Source organism: Mycolicibacter terrae (assembly GCF_010727125.1).
Classification (GTDB): Bacteria; Actinomycetota; Actinomycetes; order Mycobacteriales; family Mycobacteriaceae; genus Mycobacterium; species Mycobacterium terrae.
Window position 1 is genome coordinate 2044040 of sequence record NZ_AP022564.1, and the last position, 19170, is coordinate 2063209.

Annotated in this window: 22 protein-coding genes and 1 tRNA gene; 16 read left to right on the top strand and 7 right to left on the bottom strand. The window is 68.8% G+C overall.

Going from position 1 to position 19170, the window contains the following annotated elements; all coding sequences use genetic code 11:
- Positions 1-8 precede the first annotated feature (8 nt).
- From G6N23_RS09880 to G6N23_RS09895, 4 genes are read left to right on the top strand one after another with little or no spacing between them, the layout of a single operon-like run.
- Entirely contained in the window at positions 9-824 is an 816-nt protein-coding gene (locus G6N23_RS09880; RefSeq protein WP_085259296.1) for an inositol monophosphatase family protein, read from the top strand.
- On the top strand, positions 824-1609 hold the full coding sequence (gene hisF / locus G6N23_RS09885; protein WP_085259297.1) for an imidazole glycerol phosphate synthase subunit HisF: 786 nt from the start codon (positions 824-826) through the stop codon (positions 1607-1609). Before G6N23_RS09880 ends, hisF begins: the two co-directional genes overlap by 1 nt.
- Entirely contained in the window at positions 1606-1953 is a 348-nt protein-coding gene (gene hisI, locus G6N23_RS09890; protein WP_085259298.1) for a phosphoribosyl-AMP cyclohydrolase, read from the top strand. The genes hisF and hisI overlap by 4 nt, the downstream gene beginning before the upstream one ends.
- 36 nt (positions 1954-1989) lie before the next feature.
- The gene (locus tag G6N23_RS09895) at positions 1990-2709 is read left to right on the top strand and encodes a M protein (protein WP_085259299.1); all 720 of its coding nucleotides are present in this window, start codon (positions 1990-1992) and stop codon (positions 2707-2709) included.
- A 180-nt stretch (positions 2710-2889) separates the two neighbouring features.
- Here the strand turns inward: G6N23_RS09895 and G6N23_RS21930 are convergent, their stop codons facing one another.
- A complete protein-coding gene (locus G6N23_RS21930) occupies positions 2890-3153 on the bottom strand; it encodes a hypothetical protein (RefSeq protein ID WP_234808477.1) in 264 nt (87 codons plus the stop codon).
- 39 nt (positions 3154-3192) lie between these two features.
- Between G6N23_RS21930 and G6N23_RS09900 the strand changes: the two genes are divergently transcribed.
- Positions 3193-3915, top strand: a complete 723-nt coding sequence (locus G6N23_RS09900) for a hypothetical protein (RefSeq protein WP_234808478.1) — start codon at positions 3193-3195, stop codon at positions 3913-3915.
- Here G6N23_RS09900 and G6N23_RS09905 read toward each other — a convergent pair.
- Positions 3912-4376 (bottom strand): peroxiredoxin, encoded by a 465-nt coding sequence (locus G6N23_RS09905; RefSeq protein WP_085259301.1) that lies wholly within the window; start codon positions 4374-4376, stop codon positions 3912-3914. The genes G6N23_RS09900 and G6N23_RS09905 overlap by 4 nt on opposite strands.
- A 45-nt stretch (positions 4377-4421) precedes the next feature.
- Here G6N23_RS09905 and G6N23_RS09910 point away from each other — a divergent pair, with 45 nt between their 5' ends.
- From G6N23_RS09910 to G6N23_RS09950, 9 genes are all read left to right on the top strand, one after another.
- On the top strand, positions 4422-5969 hold the full coding sequence (locus G6N23_RS09910; protein ID WP_085259302.1) for an anthranilate synthase component I: 1548 nt from the start codon (positions 4422-4424) through the stop codon (positions 5967-5969).
- Positions 5962-6657, top strand: a complete 696-nt coding sequence (locus G6N23_RS09915; protein ID WP_085259303.1) for a TIGR02234 family membrane protein — start codon at positions 5962-5964, stop codon at positions 6655-6657. Before G6N23_RS09910 ends, G6N23_RS09915 begins: the two co-directional genes overlap by 8 nt.
- Positions 6658-6725: 68 nt before the next feature.
- The gene (gene trpC / locus G6N23_RS09920; RefSeq protein WP_085259304.1) at positions 6726-7544 is read left to right on the top strand and encodes an indole-3-glycerol phosphate synthase TrpC; all 819 of its coding nucleotides are present in this window, start codon (positions 6726-6728) and stop codon (positions 7542-7544) included.
- Complete coding sequence (gene trpB, locus G6N23_RS09925) at positions 7545-8810, top strand: tryptophan synthase subunit beta (protein WP_085259305.1); 1266 nt, start codon at positions 7545-7547, stop codon at positions 8808-8810.
- Between the two features lie 29 nt (positions 8811-8839).
- A complete protein-coding gene (trpA, locus tag G6N23_RS09930; RefSeq protein WP_220096658.1) occupies positions 8840-9607 on the top strand; it encodes a tryptophan synthase subunit alpha in 768 nt (255 codons plus the stop codon).
- 2 nt (positions 9608-9609) lie between these two features.
- On the top strand, positions 9610-11196 hold the full coding sequence (gene lgt / locus G6N23_RS09935; RefSeq protein ID WP_085259307.1) for a prolipoprotein diacylglyceryl transferase: 1587 nt from the start codon (positions 9610-9612) through the stop codon (positions 11194-11196).
- 34 nt (positions 11197-11230) lie between these two features.
- Positions 11231-11641, top strand: coding sequence for an NINE protein (locus G6N23_RS09940; RefSeq protein ID WP_085259308.1), 411 nt, complete (start codon positions 11231-11233; stop codon positions 11639-11641).
- 60 nt (positions 11642-11701) lie between these two features.
- Positions 11702-13120 carry a pyruvate kinase gene (gene pyk, locus G6N23_RS09945; protein WP_085259309.1) on the top strand — a complete coding sequence of 473 codons (1419 nt, stop codon included), beginning with the start codon at positions 11702-11704 and terminating at the stop codon, positions 13118-13120.
- Positions 13120-13998: an acyl-CoA thioesterase II gene (locus tag G6N23_RS09950; RefSeq protein WP_085259310.1), complete on the top strand. Its 879-nt coding sequence runs from the start codon at positions 13120-13122 to the stop codon at positions 13996-13998. The genes pyk and G6N23_RS09950 overlap by 1 nt, the downstream gene beginning before the upstream one ends.
- Before the next feature lie 51 nt (positions 13999-14049).
- Here G6N23_RS09950 and G6N23_RS09955 read toward each other — a convergent pair whose 3' ends face one another.
- From G6N23_RS09955 to G6N23_RS09970, 4 genes are all read right to left on the bottom strand, one after another.
- Entirely contained in the window at positions 14050-14610 is a 561-nt protein-coding gene (locus G6N23_RS09955; protein WP_085259311.1) for a DUF4190 domain-containing protein, read from the bottom strand.
- A 96-nt stretch (positions 14611-14706) separates the two neighbouring features.
- Positions 14707-15315 (bottom strand): HdeD family acid-resistance protein, encoded by a 609-nt coding sequence (locus G6N23_RS09960; protein WP_085259312.1) that lies wholly within the window; start codon positions 15313-15315, stop codon positions 14707-14709.
- A 42-nt stretch (positions 15316-15357) separates the two neighbouring features.
- Entirely contained in the window at positions 15358-16602 is a 1245-nt protein-coding gene (locus G6N23_RS09965) for an alpha/beta hydrolase (RefSeq protein ID WP_085259313.1), read from the bottom strand.
- A gap of 66 nt (positions 16603-16668) precedes the next feature.
- A complete protein-coding gene (locus G6N23_RS09970; protein WP_173675020.1) occupies positions 16669-17979 on the bottom strand; it encodes an adenylate/guanylate cyclase domain-containing protein in 1311 nt (436 codons plus the stop codon).
- A 66-nt stretch (positions 17980-18045) separates the two neighbouring features.
- Between G6N23_RS09970 and G6N23_RS09975 the strand changes: the two genes are divergently transcribed.
- On the top strand, positions 18046-18372 hold the full coding sequence (locus G6N23_RS09975) for a YnfA family protein (protein ID WP_085259314.1): 327 nt from the start codon (positions 18046-18048) through the stop codon (positions 18370-18372).
- A gap of 13 nt (positions 18373-18385) precedes the next feature.
- Here G6N23_RS09975 and G6N23_RS09980 read toward each other — a convergent pair.
- Positions 18386-18462, bottom strand: a tRNA-Leu gene (locus G6N23_RS09980).
- A gap of 82 nt (positions 18463-18544) precedes the next feature.
- Between G6N23_RS09980 and G6N23_RS09985 the strand changes: the two genes are divergently transcribed.
- Positions 18545-19168 (top strand): two-component system response regulator PdtaR, encoded by a 624-nt coding sequence (locus G6N23_RS09985; protein WP_085259315.1) that lies wholly within the window; start codon positions 18545-18547, stop codon positions 19166-19168.
- The last annotated feature ends 2 nt before the right edge of the window (positions 19169-19170 follow it).

The following is a 19170-nucleotide window of genomic DNA, read 5'->3' on the forward strand; positions in this document are numbered from 1 at the left end:
GCGCGCACGTGGCGCTGGACACCGCGGACCTGGACGCTCTGGTCGCCGAGGCGTCGAAAATCCTGGATGCCGCGGCGCAGCCCTTCCTCGACGGCCACCGCGCCGGTTCAGCGGTTCGCAAGGGCAGCAACGATTTCGCGACCGAGGTCGACCTGGCTCTGGAACGCCAGATCACCGACGGCCTGGTATCGGCCACCGGAATCGGCGTGCACGGCGAGGAGTTCGGCGGACCACCGATCGACTCGCCGCTGGTGTGGGTGCTGGATCCGATCGACGGCACGTTCAATTACGCCGCCGGGTCCCCGATGGCAGCGATCCTGTTGGGCCTGCTGCGCGACGGTGAGCCGGTGGCCGGGCTGACCTGGCTGCCGTTCACCGACCAGCGCTACACCGCCGTGTCGGGCGGCCCGCTGCTGCGCAACGGGGTGGCGCAGCCGGCGCTGAATCCGACGGAGCTGTCGGAGTCCCTGGTCGGCATCGGCACGTTCAACGTCGAGTGGCGGGGGCGTTTCCCGGGCCGCTATCGGCTCGCGGTGCTGCAGGGCCTGAGCCGGGTGACCTCGCGGCCGCGGATGCACGGCGCTACCGGAATCGACCTGGCCTACGTCGCCGACGGTGTCCTCGGCGGGGCGCTCAGTTTCGGCGACCACATCTGGGACCACGCCGCCGGTGTGGCGATGGTGCGCGCGGCCGGCGGGATCGTCACCGACCTGGCCGGCGCGCCGTGGACGTGGCAGTCGCGTTCGGCCCTGGCGGCCGCACCGGGAGTGCACGGCGAGATCCTCGAGATTCTGACCACGGCCGGCGCACCGGAGGACTACTGATGGGCCAAGCAAGCGATGTGGCGGTACGGGTCATCCCGTGCCTGGACGTCGACGGCGGCCGGGTGGTCAAGGGGGTCAACTTCGCGAACCTGCGCGATGCCGGGGATCCGGTCGAGCTGGCCGCCGCCTACGACGCCGAGGGCGCCGACGAACTGACCTTTCTCGATGTCACGGCCTCGTCGTCGGGCCGGGCCACCATGCTGGAGGTGGTCGCCCGCACCGCTGATCAGGTCTTCATCCCGCTCACCGTCGGCGGCGGGGTGCGCACCGTCGCCGACGTGGATGTGCTGCTGCGGGCCGGTGCCGACAAGGTGTCGGTGAACACCGCCGCGATCGCCCGCCCGGAACTGCTGGCCGAATTGTCCCGCCAGTTCGGCTCCCAGTGCATCGTGCTGTCGGTCGACGCCCGCACGGTACCGGCCGGGTCGGCTCCGACCGCCTCCGGTTGGGAGGTCACCACCCACGGCGGCCGGCGGGGCACCGGCATCGACGCGGTGGAGTGGGCGGTCCGCGGTGTCGAACTGGGCGTCGGGGAGATCCTGCTGAACTCGATGGACGCCGACGGCACCAAGGCCGGGTTCGACCTGGCGATGCTGCGCGCGGTGCGTGCGGCGGTGAGCGTCCCGGTGATCGCCAGCGGGGGAGCGGGCTCGGCAGAACATTTCGCCCCGGCGGTCGGTGCGGGAGCCGATGCGGTACTGGCGGCCAGCGTCTTTCATTTCCGCGAACTGACGATCGGGCAGGTCAAAGCGGCGATGGCGGCCGAAGGGGTCATAGTGCGATGAGTCTCGATCCGGCGATCGCGGCCCGACTCAAACGCAATGCCGACGGCTTGATCGCCGCGGTCGCGCAGGAGCGGGGCAGCGGCGACGTGCTGATGGTCGCCTGGATGGACGACGACGCCCTGGCGCGAACGCTGGCGACCCGTGAGGCGACCTATTTCTCGCGGTCCCGGGGTCAGCAGTGGGTCAAGGGTGCGACGTCCGGGCACACCCAGTATGTGCACTCGGTGCGGTTGGATTGCGACGGTGACACCGTGCTGCTGGAGGTCGACCAGACCGGCGGAGCCTGCCACACCGGGGACCACAGCTGCTTCGACGCCGAGGTGCTGCTCGGTCCCGCGGATTGATTCCCCGCCGGGTCACGAGCGGTATGCTGGCCGACTGTGAACTCCGACGAACCGGACGACTCGTACCCGTTGGACCACAGCACTTCGGGTTTGGAGCTGGAGCGGGTTTCCCAGCAGATCGACGCCCACTACGCCCAGGGCACGGTCAGCGACGTCGAGGCGCACCTGCCGCGCGCCGGGTCGCGGATCGTCGCGCTCACCAAGCAACTGAGCGAGTCGCAGGCGACCCTGGAGTCAACGTCGGTGCGGTTCAACGAGTTGGCCTCGTCGATCCCGGGAGACATCGTGGATCTCAGTGACCGGCTTTCCGGAATACTCAACGGAGCCACCGCCGAAGCCGACGATATCCGCGCCGAGGCACAGCGTTTCGCCGACGAATTGCGCGGCGCCGCCGAGAAGGAGGCCGCGGCGATTCTCGACGATGCCGAGGCGCAGCGCCGGGAGGCGGCGCAATTGCGGGCCGAGTTGGAGACTCAGCACAAGCAGCTGCGAATCCATGCCGCACAACTGCGTAGACAGGCCGTCATGAGTGCCGCGGAGATCATGAAAGAAGCCGAGAACCACGCCTCGGAGATATTGACCGAAATGAACAAGGCGATCACCACACACGTGGCAGACGCACAGCTTCGGTTGACCGAACTCATGGATGCCCGCGCGAAAATCGTCGACCAGATTCAGCGTTCGACCACCCACGTGAAACGTGAATCCCTGCCTCCGGCCAAAGAGTCCTGGTTTCGCGAAAATCGTCCACGCTGACCCCGCTGGGGCCAGAATGCGATCCGGTGACACGCCCGGGCAGGTCTGGTACGCTGCGTCGCACGGCAACCTGGGTGAGCCGGTCCATTTGGCCTCGCGCACAAGCCAACTCGGTCTAGCGCTGGTTGCCTGTCGAGCCAGAGACCGAACCAGTCGGGTACTAGGAGTGAATCGGTGGCGCTAGAAATTCCGGAATTCGAAACGCAGATGCGCGGTTTCGATCGCAATGAGGTTTCCGATTACATCGCGCGCCTCCATCATGAAGTCGAGATTCTGCAGGAGCGTGCGAAATCCCTCGACGCGGTCAAAGCCCAGACGCGATTTGACCGCGAACAGCTCACCGCCGAGGTCACGCGACTGCAGAACGACATTGTGCGGATGACCGCCGAGGCTGATTCCGAGCGTCAGCGCCTGACTGCCGAACTGGCCGAACTGCGGTCCCAATTCGAGCAGGTCACCGGTCCGGTCGATTCCGTCGAGGGCATGTCGGATCGCATCGCCAGGATGATGCGCATCGCCTCCGAAGAAGCGCGGCGGACCAAGGAACTGGCCCGCCAGGACGCCGAATCGCTGACCGGAGAGCTCCGCGAGCAGTTGGAGGCCGCCCGTCAGGACCGGGCCGCCGCCAGTGAGGCGCTGGCGGAGTTCCAGGCCTCCACCAATGCACGCCGGGCGAAGATCCTCGAAACCGCGACGGCCGAAGCCGAGGAGATCCTGCGGATCGCCCATGAGGAACGCAGCCGGATCGCCCAGGAGATCGAGGACGCCGAGCGCAGCCGCCGCGAGGTCTACCAGCGCCTCGCCGAGGAAGACGAGCGCAACCGCCGGGCCGCGCAGGAATCCCTCGATGAGCAGATCAAGCTGGCCTGGGAGGAGGACGAGCGCAACCGCCGGGAGGCGCAACGCCGTCTGGACCAGAAGATGCAGGCGGCCTGGGAGCAGGCCGAGGCCAACATCGCCAAACTCGACAAGGAGGCCCGCCTGGAGGCGTCCACGCTGATCGCCACCACCAAACGCGAGGCCAAGCTGGTCACCGAACGCACCCAGTCCGAGGTCGATCTGTTGGTGCGGGAGCGTGCCGGGATCGTCACCCACCTCAACGAGATCCGGAACTGGATCGACACCGCCGTCGGCGAGAGCCGCCAGGTGGCCGAGGACGCCCCCGCCCAGGAAAGCGCGGCAGAGGAAGACGCCGCCGAGAATTAGGCCGACGAACGGGCCCGCAGCACCTGCAGCGCCTTGTCGGCGTGGGTGTCCATCGAGAACTCGCTGGCGATCACGTCGAGCACGGTGCGGTCGGTGTCGATGACGAAGGTGGTCCGCTTCACCGGCATCAACTTGCCGAGTAAGCCACGTTTGACGCCGAACTGGGCAGCCACCGTGCCCTCGGTGTCGGACAGCAGCGGGTAATCGAAGCCCTGCTGGTCGGCGAACTTGGCCTGCTTGGCCACCGGATCGACGCTGATTCCGACCCGTTGTGCCCCGACGGCGGCGAACTCGCCGGCCAGATCACGGAAATGGCAGGCCTCCTTGGTACAACCGGGTGTCATCGCCGCCGGATAGAAGAACAGCGCCACCGGCCCGTCGGCCAACAGTGCGCTGAGCTTGCGCGGTGTTCCGGTCTGGTCGGGCAATTCGAAATCGGCCACGCTGTCGCCAGTTTTCATGGCCGCCAGGCTACTCCTGACCCGATCGCCACATCTGGGAAGATTATGACCGTGCACACCGCTAGCTCTTCCCCTGCCGGCACCGCCTCGCGGGCGGACTTCCGTGCCCTGGCCGCCGAGCACCGCGTGGTCCCGGTGACCCGCAAGGTGCTCGCCGACGCCGAGACACCGCTGTCGGCCTACCGCAAGCTGGCCGCCAACCGGCCCGGCACCTTCCTACTGGAGTCGGCCGAGAACGGACGGTCCTGGTCGCGGTGGTCGTTCATCGGCGCCGGGACCAACTCGGCGCTGACGGTGCGGGACGGCGAAGCGGTGTGGTTGGGCACCGCCCCGCAGGGTGCGCCGACCGGCGGGGATCCGCTGCTGGCCTTGCGCGAGACCCTGGCACTGCTGGAAACGGCTCCCATTCCCGGGCTGCCGCCGCTGTCGAGCGGCCTGGTGGGGTTCTTCGCCTACGACATGGTGCGCCGGCTGGAGCGCCTGCCCGAGCTGGCCGTCGATGACCTGGCGCTGCCCGACATGCTGCTGCTGCTGGCCACCGACATGGCCGCTGTCGATCACCACGAGGGCACCATCACCTTGATCGCCAACGCGGTCAACTGGAACGGCACCGACGAGCGCGTGGACGAGGCCTACGACGACGCGATCGCCCGGCTCGACGTGATGACCGCGGCGCTGAGTCAGCCGCTGGAGTCCAGCGTCGCCACCTTCGACCGGCCCGAGCCGATCTACCGAAAGCAGCGCACCCCCGAGGAGTACGGGGCGATCGTCGAGCGGCTGGTCGGCGAGATCGAGGCCGGCGAGGCGTTTCAGGTGGTGCCGTCCCAGCGTTTCGAGATGACGACCCCGGCAGACCCGATCGATGTCTACCGGATGCTGCGGGTGTCCAATCCGAGCCCGTACATGTATCTGCTGCAGGTGCCCGATGACGTTGGGAGACTGGCCTTTTCGATTGTCGGTTCCAGCCCCGAGGCGTTGGTGACGGTCCAGGACGGCCGCGCGACCACCCACCCGATCGCCGGTACGCGGTGGCGCGGCGCGACCGAGGAGGAAGACCAGCTGCTGGAAAAGGACCTGTTGAACGACGACAAGGAGCGCGCCGAGCACCTGATGCTCGTCGACCTCGGCCGCAACGACTTGGGCCGGGTGTGTGTTCCGGGCACGGTGCGGGTGGCCGACTACAGCCACATCGAGCGCTACAGCCACGTCATGCACCTGGTTTCCACGGTCACCGGGCTGCTCGCCGAGGACCGCACCGCACTGGACGCGGTCACCGCGTGTTTCCCCGCGGGCACCTTGTCCGGGGCGCCCAAGGTCCGCGCCATGGAGCTGATCGAAGAGGTCGAGAAGACCCGACGCGGCCTGTACGGCGGCGTCGTCGGCTATCTGGATTTCGCCGGCAACGCCGACTTCGCGATCGCAATCCGCACCGCCCTGCTCGCCGGCGGCACCGCCTACGTGCAGGCCGGCGGCGGGGTGGTGGCCGACTCCAACGGCCCCTACGAGTACACCGAGGCCTCGAACAAGGCCCGCGCGGTGCTGGCCGCGATCGCCGCCGCCGAAACGCTGATGGCACCCGGGACCGATGACTGAGGCTCGGGGGGCCCGCCGCGGCACCGTGGCGCTGCGGGTGGCACAGCTGCTGCTGGTGGTGGCGGCCGGCGGCCTGTGGGGCGCATCCCGGCTGCCGTGGGTCCTGATCCGCTCGTTCGACGGGCTGGGGCAGCCCAAGCAGGTCGCGGTCACCGGCGCGTCGTGGTCGACGGCGCTGGTGCCGCTGGCGCTGCTGTGCCTGGCCGCCGCCGTCGCCGCGGTGGCGGTGCGGGGCTGGCCGTTGCGGGCGCTGGCCGTCCTGATGGCCGTGGTGAGCCTGGCGGCGGGGTACCTGGCCGTCAGCATGTGGGTGGTGCGGGACATCGCGCTCCGGGCCCTCGACATCGCCGAGATCCCGCTGACCTCGTTGCTGGGGACCGACCGCCGTCTCACCGGTGCGGTGCTGAGCCTGCTCGCCGCGCTGTGCGTGCTGGCCGCTGCCGCGTTACTGATGCGCGCGGCCGCGCGCGACACCGGCGGCGACGCCAGGTACGCGACGCCGGCGGCGCGCCGGGCGGCTGCGCGGGCCCGCGACGGTGCGTCCGCCGGCCCCGACGCCGGTAGCGGGGCCGGGCCGCAAGCCTCCGCGGGCGCCCCGGAGATGTCGGAACGAATGATGTGGGACGCGCTCGACGAGGGTTGCGACCCGACAGAACCGCCGCCCGGCGCGGACCCCGAGGGCCGGTGACATCCGGGGCGGTGACGGTGGTTACCCTTCGATGAAGGTCCTAGCAAGCGGGAGAGGAACCGGTAGACATGAGTTCGGCAACCGTGCTCGACTCCATCATCGAGGGAGTCTGCGCCGACGTTGCCGCCCGGGAGGCCGTCGTCAGCCTGGCGCAAGTCAAGGCGGCAGCCGAGGCCATGCCCGCGCCGCGGGACGTCATGGCGGCACTGCGAGAGCCCGGCATCGCAGTCATCGCCGAGGTCAAGCGCGCCAGCCCGTCGAAGGGGCAGCTGGCGGCCATCGCCGACCCGGCCGAACTCGCCTGTTCCTACGCCGAGGGCGGTGCCCGCGCGATCAGTGTGCTGACCGAGCAGCGCCGGTTCAACGGCTCGCTGGCCGACCTCGACGCGGTGCGCGCCGCGGTGTCGATACCGGTCCTGCGCAAGGACTTCATCGTGCGGCCTTACCAGATTCACGAAGCCCGCGCCCACGGCGCGGACATGCTGCTGCTGATCGTGGCGGCGCTCGAACAACAGGCGCTGGTGTCGATGCTCGATCGCACCGAGTCCCTCGGCATGACCGCCCTGGTCGAGGTGCACACCGAGGAAGAGGCCGACCGGGCCCTGACCGCCGGCGCGAAGGTGATCGGGGTCAACGCCCGCGACCTGCACACGCTGGAGGTCGACCGGGACTGCTTCGCGCGGATCGCGCCGGGCCTACCCACCGAGGTGGTCAAGATCGCCGAGTCCGGAGTGCGCGGCACCGCGGACCTGCTGGCCTACGCCGGAGCCGGTGCGGACGCCGTCCTGGTCGGTGAGGGACTGGTCACCAGTGGCGACCCCCGCGCGGCCGTTGCCGACTTGGTCAGTGCGGGTAAGCATCCGTCCTGCCCGAAGTCGGCCCGCTAGATGTCGGACACCGCCCAGCCTCCTCTTCCGCGTGCCAGCGCCGGAGTGGCCGAACCGAGCCGGCACGACCCGGACGCCCGCGGGCACTTCGGCGTCTACGGCGGCCGCTACGTCGCCGAGGCGTTGATGGCGGTCATCGAGGAGGTCACCGCCGCCTACGACAAGGTGCGTAATGACCGCGAGTTTCTCGACACCCTCGACAACCTGCAGACGCACTACACCGGCCGCCCCTCGCCCCTGTACGAGGCGCAGCGACTCACCGCCCACGCCGGCGGAGCACGCATCTTCCTCAAACGCGAGGACCTGAATCACACCGGCTCGCACAAGATCAACAACGTGCTGGGGCAGGCGTTGCTGGCCCGACGCATGGGCAAGACCCGGGTGATCGCCGAGACCGGCGCCGGCCAGCACGGCGTGGCCACGGCCACGGCCTGCGCCCTGCTGGGGCTGGATTGCGTGATCTACATGGGCGCCGTCGACACCCGCCGCCAAGCCCTCAACGTGGCCCGGATGCGGCTGCTGGGCGCCGAGGTGGTCTCGGTGGAATCGGGGTCGCAGACCTTGAAGGACGCCATCAACGAAGCGTTCCGGGACTGGGTGACCAACGCCGATCGCACCTATTACTGCTTCGGGACCGCGGCCGGGCCGCACCCGTTCCCGACCATGGTGCGCGACTTCCAGCGGGTCGTCGGCCTGGAGACCCGCACCCAGATCCAGCAGATGGCGGGCCGGCTGCCCGACGCGGTGGTGGCCTGCGTGGGGGGCGGGTCCAACGCCATCGGGATCTTCCACGCCTTCCTCGACGACCCGGCGGTGCGGCTGATCGGATACGAGGCCGCCGGTGACGGTGTGGACACCGGCCGGCATGCCGCGACGTTCGCCGGCGGGTCGCCCGGGGCCTTCCAGGGCTCGTTCTCCTACCTGTTGCAGGACGAGGACGGCCAGACCATCGAGTCGCACTCGATCTCGGCAGGGCTGGACTACCCGGGCGTCGGCCCCGAACACGCCTGGCTGCGCGAGACCGGGCGAGCCGAATACCAGCCGATCACCGACGCCGAGGCGATGGAGGCATTCGGAATTCTTTGCCGCACTGAGGGAATCATTCCCGCGATCGAATCCGCCCACGCGGTGGCAGGCGCGCTGAAGCTGGCCGCCGAGCTCGGCCCGGGCAAGGTCATCGTGGTGAACGTCTCCGGGCGCGGCGACAAGGACGTCGAGACAGCGGCCAAATGGTTCGGCCTGCTCGACGAGGGGAGCGCTTCGTGAGCGGTCACGCCGGCGACCGGCTGGCCTCGATGTTCGCCGTGTGCCGGGAGGAGGGCCGCGCCGCGCTGATCGGCTACCTGCCCACCGGCTACCCGGACGTGCCGGGCTCCATCGCCGCGATGACCGCCCTGGTCGAATCGGGGTGCGATCTCGTCGAAGTCGGTGTTCCCTACTCCGACCCGGGAATGGACGGACCGACCATCGCCCGGGCCACCGAGACGGCGCTGCAGGGCGGCGTCCGGGTGCGCGACACCCTGACCGCGGTAGAGGCGATCACGGCCGCCGGTGGCCGCGCGGTGGTGATGACCTACTGGAATCCGGTGCTGCGCTACGGGGTCGACGCGTTCGCCCGTGATCTGGCTTCGGCCGGCGGCCTGGGGCTGATCACCCCCGACCTGATCGTCGACGAGGCGGACGAGTGGCTGGCGGCATCCCAACACCATGCGCTGGACCGGATCTTTCTGGTGGCGCCGTCGTCGACGCCGCAGCGTCTGGCCGAGACCGCGCACGCCTCGAGCGGATTCGTCTACGCCGCCTCGACGATGGGAGTCACCGGTGCCCGCAACACGGTGTCCAACGCGGCGCCGGAACTGGTACGCCGGGTCCGGGAAGTCTCTGACATTCCGGTCGGGGTGGGCCTGGGCGTGCGGTCCGGCGCGCAGGCCGCCGAGATCGGCGCCTACACCGACGGCGTGATCGTCGGTTCAGCACTGGTCACCGCACTCGCTGATGGTCTGGCCGAGTTGCGCTCCCTCAGCGCGGAACTCGCGGCGGGTGTGCGTCAAAGGGATTCGTAGAGATGACACTGAACTGGCTGACGTACTTTCCCAGTCCCGCGCGCGGTGTCTGGCATCTCGGCCCGGTCCCGATTCGGGCTTATGCGCTGTGCATCATCATCGGCATCGTCATCGCCCTGCTGATCGGTGACCGCCGATGGCGGGCCCGCGGCGGCGAGCCGGGAGTCATCTATGACATCGCGCTGTGGGCGGTGCCGTTCGGGTTGATCGGTGGGCGCTTGTATCACCTGATGACGGACTGGCGGACCTACTTCGGTGAGGGCGGCGTCGGATGGGAGGCGACGCCCCGCATCTGGGACGGTGGGCTGGGGATCTGGGGCGCGGTAGCGCTCGGCGGTGTCGGCGCGTGGATCGGCTGCCGCCGTCGCGGGATCCCACTGCCCGCCTTCGGTGACGCCGTCGCGCCCGGCATCGTGTTGGCGCAGGCGATCGGGCGGATCGGCAACTACTTCAACCAGGAGCTCTACGGCCGGGAGACGACACTGCCGTGGGGGCTGGAGATCTTCTGGCGCGAGGACGCCGCCGGGGTGCGCGATCCGCACCTGCTCGACGGGGTGTCGACCGGCGAACTGTATAAGATCGTCCAACCGACGTTCCTGTACGAATTGCTCTGGAATCTCTTGGTGTTCGTCGTGCTGATCTACGCCGACCGGCGATTCCGCATGGGGCACGGCCGGCTGTTCGCGCTCTACGTCGCCGGTTACTGCATCGGGCGCTTCGGGATCGAACTGCTGCGCGACGACGCGGCCACCCACATCGCCGGAATCCGGGTGAACTCGTTCACCTCGACATTTGTGTTCATCGGTGCCGTGGTTTATATCCTGCTGGCAACCAAGGGCCGCGAGGATCGCGATGTCATCCGCCGCGCCTGGGAGCAGGAGACGCCCGAGGATCAGGAGGCGGTTGCCGCCGAACCGGAACCGGACGCCGCAAATGAGCAGGAGTTGGTGACGCTCGGCACCGCAAACGGCGTCGGGTCGGTGGTCCGACTACCGAAAAGGCTTACGGGCGATGGCGAACTCGAGTCGGACGTCGCAGCCGACGATGCTGTCGCCGAAGACAGCGAGGACACCGAAGTCGCCGCGGACACCGAAGTCACCGAGGACACCGAAGTCGCCGCGGACACCGAAGTCGCCGAGGACAGCGAAGCCGACGAAGACGGCGAAGTCGAGGCGGACGTCGAAGCTGACGAGGACGCTGAGCCGGCATCGGAGCCCGACGAGCTGTCCGACACCGAGGCCGAGGACGAGGCCGGCGAGGTCGACGACACCGACGATGAGGCCGAGCACGAGGCCGGCGAGGTCGACGACACCGACGATGAGGCCGAGCACGAGGCCGGCGAGGCCGACGAGCCCGATGGTGAGCCCGAGCACGACACCGGCGAGGCCGACGAGCCCGATGGTGAGCCCGAGGACGATACCGCCGAGGCCGACAGCGAACCCGAAGCCGACGACGAAGACGCTGAAGCCGAGCCCGTCGTCGACGCAGTCGATGAATCGGACGAGGACTCCGAAGCCGAGTCGGACACCGACACCGAAGCGGACACCGACACCGAAGCGGACCCCGCTGACGACGCTGACCAGGCCTGATAGCGGTCCCACCGCCCGTGTCGGCATTTCTGGCATGCTCGCAGACATGACCGATCCGTCCTGGCCGCCGGCCGGGCCACCGGGCGGTTGGCAGCCCTACCAGCCGCCGCCGGGCTATCCGCCCCCGTATCCGGGCTACCCGGACATGTGGGCGCCCTACGGCCGCCATCCGGTGACCGGGCAGCCGTACTCGGACAAGTCGAAAGTCACCGCAGCGCTGCTACAGCTGCTCGGGTTGTTCGGGTTCCTCGGGTTCGGTCGCATGTACCTGGGCCAGATCGGACTGGGAATCTTCCAGTTGTTGATCGGTGTGCTTGCCACCGTCACGACGTATGGGATCGGCATCGGCGTGCCGATCATCTGGGGGATCATCGAGGCGATCCTCATCTTCAGCGGGCGGGTGCACGACAAGCAGGGCCGAGCGCTGCGCGACGGCACGCGTTAACCCGTTGGCGCCAACCGTTCCTGAGGGAGACGGCTCAGCCGGCCCGACTATGCTGGCGTCGTGAATAGACGCGGCAAGATCGTCTGTACTCTCGGACCGGCGACCCACTCCGCGGAGATGGTCCGGGCGTTGGTCGACGCCGGCATGGATGTGGCCCGGCTGAACTTCAGCCACGGCGACCACGAAGACCACCAAGCTTCCTACGAGTGGGTGCGCATCGCCTCGGACGCGACCGGGCGGGCGGTCGGTGTGCTCGCCGATCTACAGGGGCCCAAGATCCGGCTGGGGCGTTTCGCCGACGGGCCCACCTACTGGGCGACCGGTGAGACGGTGCGCATCACCGTCGCCGACTGCCCCGGCGACCATGACCGTGTTTCCACCACCTACAAGCAGCTGGCCGCCGACGCCGCACCGGGCGACCGGGTTCTGGTCGACGACGGCAAGGTCGGCCTCGTCGTAGAACACATCGACGGCGACGACGTGGTGTGCACGGTCACCGAGGGCGGCCCGGTCAGCAACCACAAAGGTATGTCCCTGCCGGGCATGAAGGTCTCGGCGCCCGCGCTGTCGGAAAAGGACATCGAGGACCTGGAATTCGCGCTGAACCTCGGCGTCGACATGGTGGCGCTGTCGTTCGTGCGCTCGCCTTCGGATGTCGAGTTGGTGCATGAAGTGATGGACCGGGTCGGGCGCCGGGTCCCGGTGATCGCCAAGCTCGAGAAGCCCGAAGCGATCGACGACCTCGAGGCCGTGGTGTTGGCGTTCGACGCGGTGATGGTGGCCCGCGGCGACCTGGGGGTGGAGCTTGCCCTCGAAGAGGTGCCGTTGGTGCAGAAGCGCGCCATCCAGATGGCCCGGGAGAACGCCCGGCCGGTGATCGTCGCGACCCAGATGCTGGAGTCGATGATCGAGAACTTCCGACCGACCCGTGCCGAGGCGTCCGATGTGGCCAACGCGGTGCTCGACGGCGCCGACGCGGTGATGCTCTCCGGTGAGACCGCAGTGGGCAAGTACGCTCTGGAGGCGGTGCGGACGATGAGCAGGATCGTGTGCGCCGTGGAGGAGAATTCCACTGCGGCACCGCCGTTGACACATGTACCGCGCACCAAGCGCGGGGTGATCTCCTATGCGGCCCGTGAGATCGGCGAACGGCTCGACGCCAAGGCACTGGTGGCCTTCACCCAGTCGGGTGACACCGTGCGGCGGCTGGCCCGGTTGCACACTCCGCTGCCGTTGCTGGCCTTCACCGCGCTGCCCGAGGTCCGCAGCCAGCTTGCGATGACCTGGGGCACTGAGACTTTCATCGTCCCGCAGATGCAGTCGACCGACGGGATGATCCGGCAGGTCGACAAGGCACTGCTGAATCTGGGCCGCTACCAGCGAGGTGATCTGGTGATCGTCGTCGCCGGCGCCCCACCGGGCACCGTGGGCTCGACCAACCTGATCCACGTGCACCGGATCGGCGAGGACGACGTCTAGTGCCGGCCGAGCCGAACACGGACTTCGACGAGCTGTTGGCCGTACTGGACCTCAAGGCGAGTGACGACGACGTGTTCGTCGGTTCGCACCCCAGCAAGACTCCGTTGCGCACCTTCGGTGGACAACTGATGGCGCAGTCATTCGTCGCCGCGAGCCGCACCGTCGCCGAGCACCTGCCGCCCGGCGCGCTGTCGGTCCACTTCATCAACGGCGGAGATCCGGCCCGCGACATCGAATTCCGGGTGCACCGGCTGCGGGATGAACGCCGGTTCGCCAACCGCCGGGTCGACGCGCTGCAGGGTGACACCCTGGTCGCCACCGCGATGGTCTCCTACCTCTCGGGTGGCCGCGGGCTCGAGCACGGCGTGGAAGCACCCGCGGTCGCCGATCCCGAGACACTGCCCAGGGTCCGCGAGGTGCTCAAGGGTTACGAGGAGGTGGTGCCCAGTTTCGTCAACGCACCGCACCCGATCGAATGGCGTTACGACAACGATCCCGCCTGGGTGATGCGCGACAAGGGGGAGCGGCTCGCGCACAACCGGGTCTGGATGAAGGCCGACGGGGTGTTGCCCGAGGACTCGGTGCTGCACACCGCACTGATGGTGTACTCGTCAGACACCACGGTGCTGGATTCGATCATCACCACCCATGGCCTGTCGTGGGGCTTCGACCGGATCTTCGCGGCGAGCGCCAACCACACCCTGTGGTTTCACCGGCCGGTGCGTTTCGACGACTGGGTGCTGTACTCGACGTCGTCACCGGTGGCCGCGGATTCACGCGGGTTGGGCACCGGGCACTTCTTCGACCGATCCGGTCAGCTGCTCGCCACCGTCACCCAGGAGGGCGTCCTGAAGTACTTCCCGAGCGCCAACCGCTAGGCCGATGGCAGGGGCCTGCGTCGCCCGGCTTCGCCGCGCCGGCAATCCCCGCTAAGCGGGCATCAGCGCCGAGTCCGACGATTCCTGTACCAAGGGTGCCTCGGCGGTGCCGAACTTGTTCTCGAAGTGCTCCCGGAAGCGGTCGGTGCACTGTTGCTGCGCGGCAGCGTCCGAGCCCGCCTTCGTCATGCAGTCCACGTAGTCGCCGCCGCCCGCCGTCCGCCAGATGCCGACGTAGATGAAGATGCAGCCGATTCCGGCGACCACCGCCAGCGCACCGAGCACGACGCCGGCGATCGCGACCCCGCCATTGTCGGCCTCACCGCGTTTGGCGCGGCTGTGACCGACGAACCCCAGCACTATCGCGACGATGCCCAGCACCACACCGCCGACCACCGACAGTGCGGTCACGATTCCGGCGATGGCCACCACCAGGGCCGCGATGCCGGCACCGTTCCTGGGCGCGCTGCGTGTGCCGGGCGGCGGGTAGCCGGGGTATTGACCGGGCGCCGGGTAAGGGTAGGGGTAGCCGGGCGGAGGGTAGCCACCGCCGGCCGGCGGCCAGGACGGTTGAGACTCAGGCGACAGCGAGGGCATCCCGGACTCGGGCATTGCGCGGACTCCACATCACAGCATCAGACAGGTGTCAAACGGGTTGGAACCCAGGGTACCCGCGTTGGCGTCGACGGGCCCGGGGTTGGCCGCCGGCTAGCCGCCCGCCACCGCCGCGTCGATCCTGCGGGACGCGGTCCGGACCTTGAAGGCCGTGACGACCTCGACGACCCCGATGACGATCAACCAGCTGCCGACCACCAGCGCCAGGATCCAGAGCGAGGTGAACGGCGCCGCCAGCGTCACCAGCCCGGCCAGCAGGCTGAGCACGCCCATGAAGATCTGCCAGCCGCGGCCCGGCAGCGCCGGGTCACTGATGCCCGCGACGGTGGTGGCCACCCCCCGGAAGATGAAGCCGACCGCGATCCAGATGGCCAACAGCAGCACCGCGAGGGCTTCCTCGTCGGAGTGGAAATGCCGGAAACACAGCACCGCCAGGATCACCGCCGCGGTACCGCTGAGGAACAGCAGCACCCGCCCGCCCGCGGAGATGACCGGCAGGCTGAACGCGAAGATCAGCTGGGCGACCCCGGTGACCAACAGGTAGATGCCGAACAACACGGCGGCAGCCAGGATGGTCCGGCCCGGCCAGGCCAGGATCAGCACGCCCAGAGCCAGGGCCAGAACACCGGAGACCAGCGTCGACTTCCACAGGTGTGGCAGCAGACCGGAAGGGGTTGTTTCCATGGCCGAAGTTTGGCACAGATACCGCCCTGCGAACCGGGAATTCGGCGTCGACCACCGCTTCTAGGCGGCCGGGGCGACCCGCGAGGCGTAGATTTCGGCGAGGAACTGCTCGATGGCCAGCGCCGTGTGCGCGGCCCGGGGCGAGCCGAAGATGTCGAAGGCGTGCTGGGCCACCGGCAACTCCGCGTAGACCACGGGGCTGGTGCTGACATCGCGCAACCGGGCGGTGAAGGCACGGGCCTGCTCGACCGGTACCAGCGAGTCGTTGCGGCCGTGCAGTACGAAAAACGGTGGGGCGTCGGCGGATATGTATGTCATCGGAGACGCGGCGCGGTAGGTGTCCGGGAACCGGCGCCGGCTCTGCTTGAACACGTAGGCACTCAGCGCCGGCGTCAGCAGCGGGTGCAGATCGGTGTCGCCGGTGAAGTCGTAGATGCCGTAGAAGGGAATCGCTGCCCGCACGCTGGTGTCGGCGTCGGCGAAACCCGGCTGGAATCGGGGATCGCCTGCGGTCAGCGCGGTCAGCGCGCACAGGTGACCGCCGGCCGAGCCGCCGGTGACCGCGATCCAGTCCGGGTCGCCGCCGTAGTCGGCGATGTGGGCCTTCGTCCAGGCCAGGGCACGCTTGACGTCGATGATGTGGTCGGGCCAGGTGGAACGCGGGCTGAGCCGGTAGTTGATCGACACACACACCCAGCCCCGCTCCACCAGATGACTCATCAGCGGATGTGCTTGGCCGCGTTTGCTTCCCACCATCCAGGCGCCCCCGGGGACCTGCAGCAGCACCGGCGCGCGGCCGTCGCGGGGGAGGTCGCGGTGTCGCCACACGTCGAGGGTGTTGCGGCCGCCGTATTCGCCGTAGGGGATGTCGGCGTCGGTGGCGTAGTCACGGTAGACCCGCATCATGCGCACCAGGCCGGGTGCTTTTGCGATCTCGCCGTCCGGGCCCGGCCGTTTCCAGAGGTCAGCGCCGTCGGTGCGCCGTCCCGCACCGAGTTCGGCGTCCAGCGCCGCCGTCAGCGGGCGGTTGGCGGTGCGCCCGGCGTGGTGCAGCCCGAGCAGGCCCAGCCAGGACAGCGCCGAAACCAGCCAACCGAACCGCCGTGCCCGCGGCGGCAACCATCGCGACACCGCTGCCAACGTCGCGGACTGCCCGGCGATGAGGTGCAGCGGAAGCTCCGAGGCGAACACACCGAACGCGAACGCATACAGCGACGGATAGCCGTGCTTGGTCAGCGGACGGTAACCGTTGACGGTGCTGGCGAGTCCGACGAGCGAGCCGAGCACGGCCAGAAGCCTCGTCATTGCGCTCCTCTGCGGTGGGGAATACTTCCGATCCGGCACCCTACCGAAGCCGGTCGGGTCGCCCGCTCAGCGCGCGCGGGCCGACAGCAGCGACCGGGACGCCGGACCGTGCGAGGCCGGCGGACGCTCACCCACCAGGAACCAGGTGTGCATGACGCCCTTGCCCTTGACCTTGATGTCGCCGCGCTCTTCGAGCACGAAGTCGCCGCTCAACCGGTCGTAGACGTCCTGCGGCACCTGGATACGGTCCTGGGAGCCGGTCGACTCCATGCGCGAGGCGAGGTTCACCGCGTCGCCCCACACGTCGTAGAAGAACCGGCGGTTTCCGACCACCCCGGCGACCACCGGGCCGGCGGCCAGACCGATCCGCAGCGACACCGGCCGGCCCAGCGGATCACGCAGTTCGGCGATGGTGTCGGCGATGTCGAGTGCCAGCCGCGCCAGCGCGTGCAGGTGATCCGGCCTGGGGTTGGGGACTCCGCTGACCACCATGTATGAGTCACCGCTGGTCTTGATCTTCTCCAGCCCATGCCGGTCGACGAGCCGGTCGAGGCCGGTGTAGAGCTCGTTGAGGAATTCGACCAGCTGGCCCGGCTCGGTCTGGCTGGCCCGCCGGGTGAAGTCGGCGATATCGGCGAACAGCACCGAAGCGTCCGGATAGCTGTCGGCGATCACGTCCACGGCCGGGTTCTTCAGCCGGTCGGCGACAGCGGTGGGCAGGATGTTGGCCAGCAGCGCTTCGGAACGCTCGTACTCGGCCTCCATCGCCGCTTCGGCGTGGGCGATCTCGCGCAGCGCGAACCAGATCGTGGCGACCACCATGAAGCACGCCGAGACGACCACCAGCACGAAGGACAGGTTGCGCAGCCAGGCCGGCTGATTCAGGTTGTCCGGGGGGACCAGGAATTGCAGGGCGATGGTCAGCGCGGCGCCGACCGCGGCCACGGCGGCGGCCAACTTGATCCGGTCCACGCCGAGGATGAGCACGCTGATCGACGCCGCAGCCAGGAAGTAGAACTGGATGCCCGACCCGGTCCCGACCACCCAACAGACCACGAACGTCGTCAGGTAGGCGATGCCGACGAACGCCAGGGGCGCGATCAGCTCGCCGTAGTGGTAGAGCAGCGGGGTCAGCACAAAGGCGGCCGCGGCGATCAGATTGAGCGCGCCGATCCACCAGTAGGTGGGATCCGCCCAGATCTCCAGCAGCCCGAACCCTGCGCTGATGATCGCGGCCAGCCCGGAAGACACCTTGAGGATCCGCAGCCGCTGCGACAGCCGCGCCGCGTAATGCCGCGTGCGGGCCGGAATGCAGTGCGAGCGCCGGTAGGGGGTTTGGGCCTCGGCCGGCACCGCGAGGAACCGTTTGACGGTCACGATCGACAGCCTAATCCGGTGAGCTGCGCAGTTGGTGGTTTCACCAGGTGGCTAGGGTCGGGGACCATGGTGTTGCGTTTCGTTGCGCTGTTCGTGCTGGCCGCCGTCGCGGAGATCGGCGGCGCCTGGCTGGTCTGGCAGGGCGTGCGCGAGCATCGCGGCCTGCTGTGGGCCGGAGCCGGGGTGATCGCCCTCGGGTTGTACGGCTTCGTGGCGACGTGGCAACCCGACGCCCACTTCGGCCGGATCCTGGCCGCCTACGGCGGAGTCTTCGTGGCGGGCTCGCTGGCCTGGGGCATGGCCTTCGACGGATTCCGCCCCGACCGGGCCGACGTCCTCGGTGCGCTGATTTGTCTGGCCGGAGTCGCCGTGATTATGTACGCACCGCGCTGACCTGCGCTGATCGTGGTGCCCTCGGTGAGATTCGAACTCACACTGTACGGGTTTTGAATCCGTTTCCTCTGCCAGTTGGGATACGAGGGCCCAGGCGCTTGCGCGCGGGTCTTTACCTTAGACGATGCCCCCGCGGGGTTGCCGACGGCGGCAGCCACGACAGAATGGGCTGATGAATGCGTCGTCATCCGAGAGCGCCCCGCGTCCTGCCCGCCGGGTCCTGATCGCCGAGGACGAGGCGCTGATCCGCCTCGACCTGGCCGAAATGCTGCGGGAAGAGGGCTATGAGGTGGTCGGTGAGGCCGGCGACGGCCAGGAGGCCGTGGAGCTGGCCGAGCTGCTGCGCCCGGACCTGGTGATCCTCGATGTGAAGATGCCGCGGCGCGACGGCATCGACGCGGCCTCGGAGATCGCCGGGAAACGGATCGCACCGATCGTCATGCTCACCGCGTTCAGCCAGCGCGACCTGGTGGAACGGGCCCGCGACGCCGGGGCGATGGCCTATCTGGTCAAGCCCTTCACGGCCAGCGACCTGGTGCCGGCCATCGAGCTGGCGGTCAGCCGGGCCGAGGAGATCACCGCGCTGGAACGCGAAGTCAGCACCTTGTCCGAGCAGCTCGAGACCCGCAAGCTCATCGAGCGGGCCAAGGGCCTGCTGCAGGCCAAACAGGGTCTGAGCGAGCCGGAAGCGTTCAAGTGGATTCAGCGGGCGGCGATGGACAAACGGACCACGATGCGGCAGGTGGCCGAGGTGGTGCTGGAAACCCTCGACACGGCGGCGAACCCCCCGGCCTGACC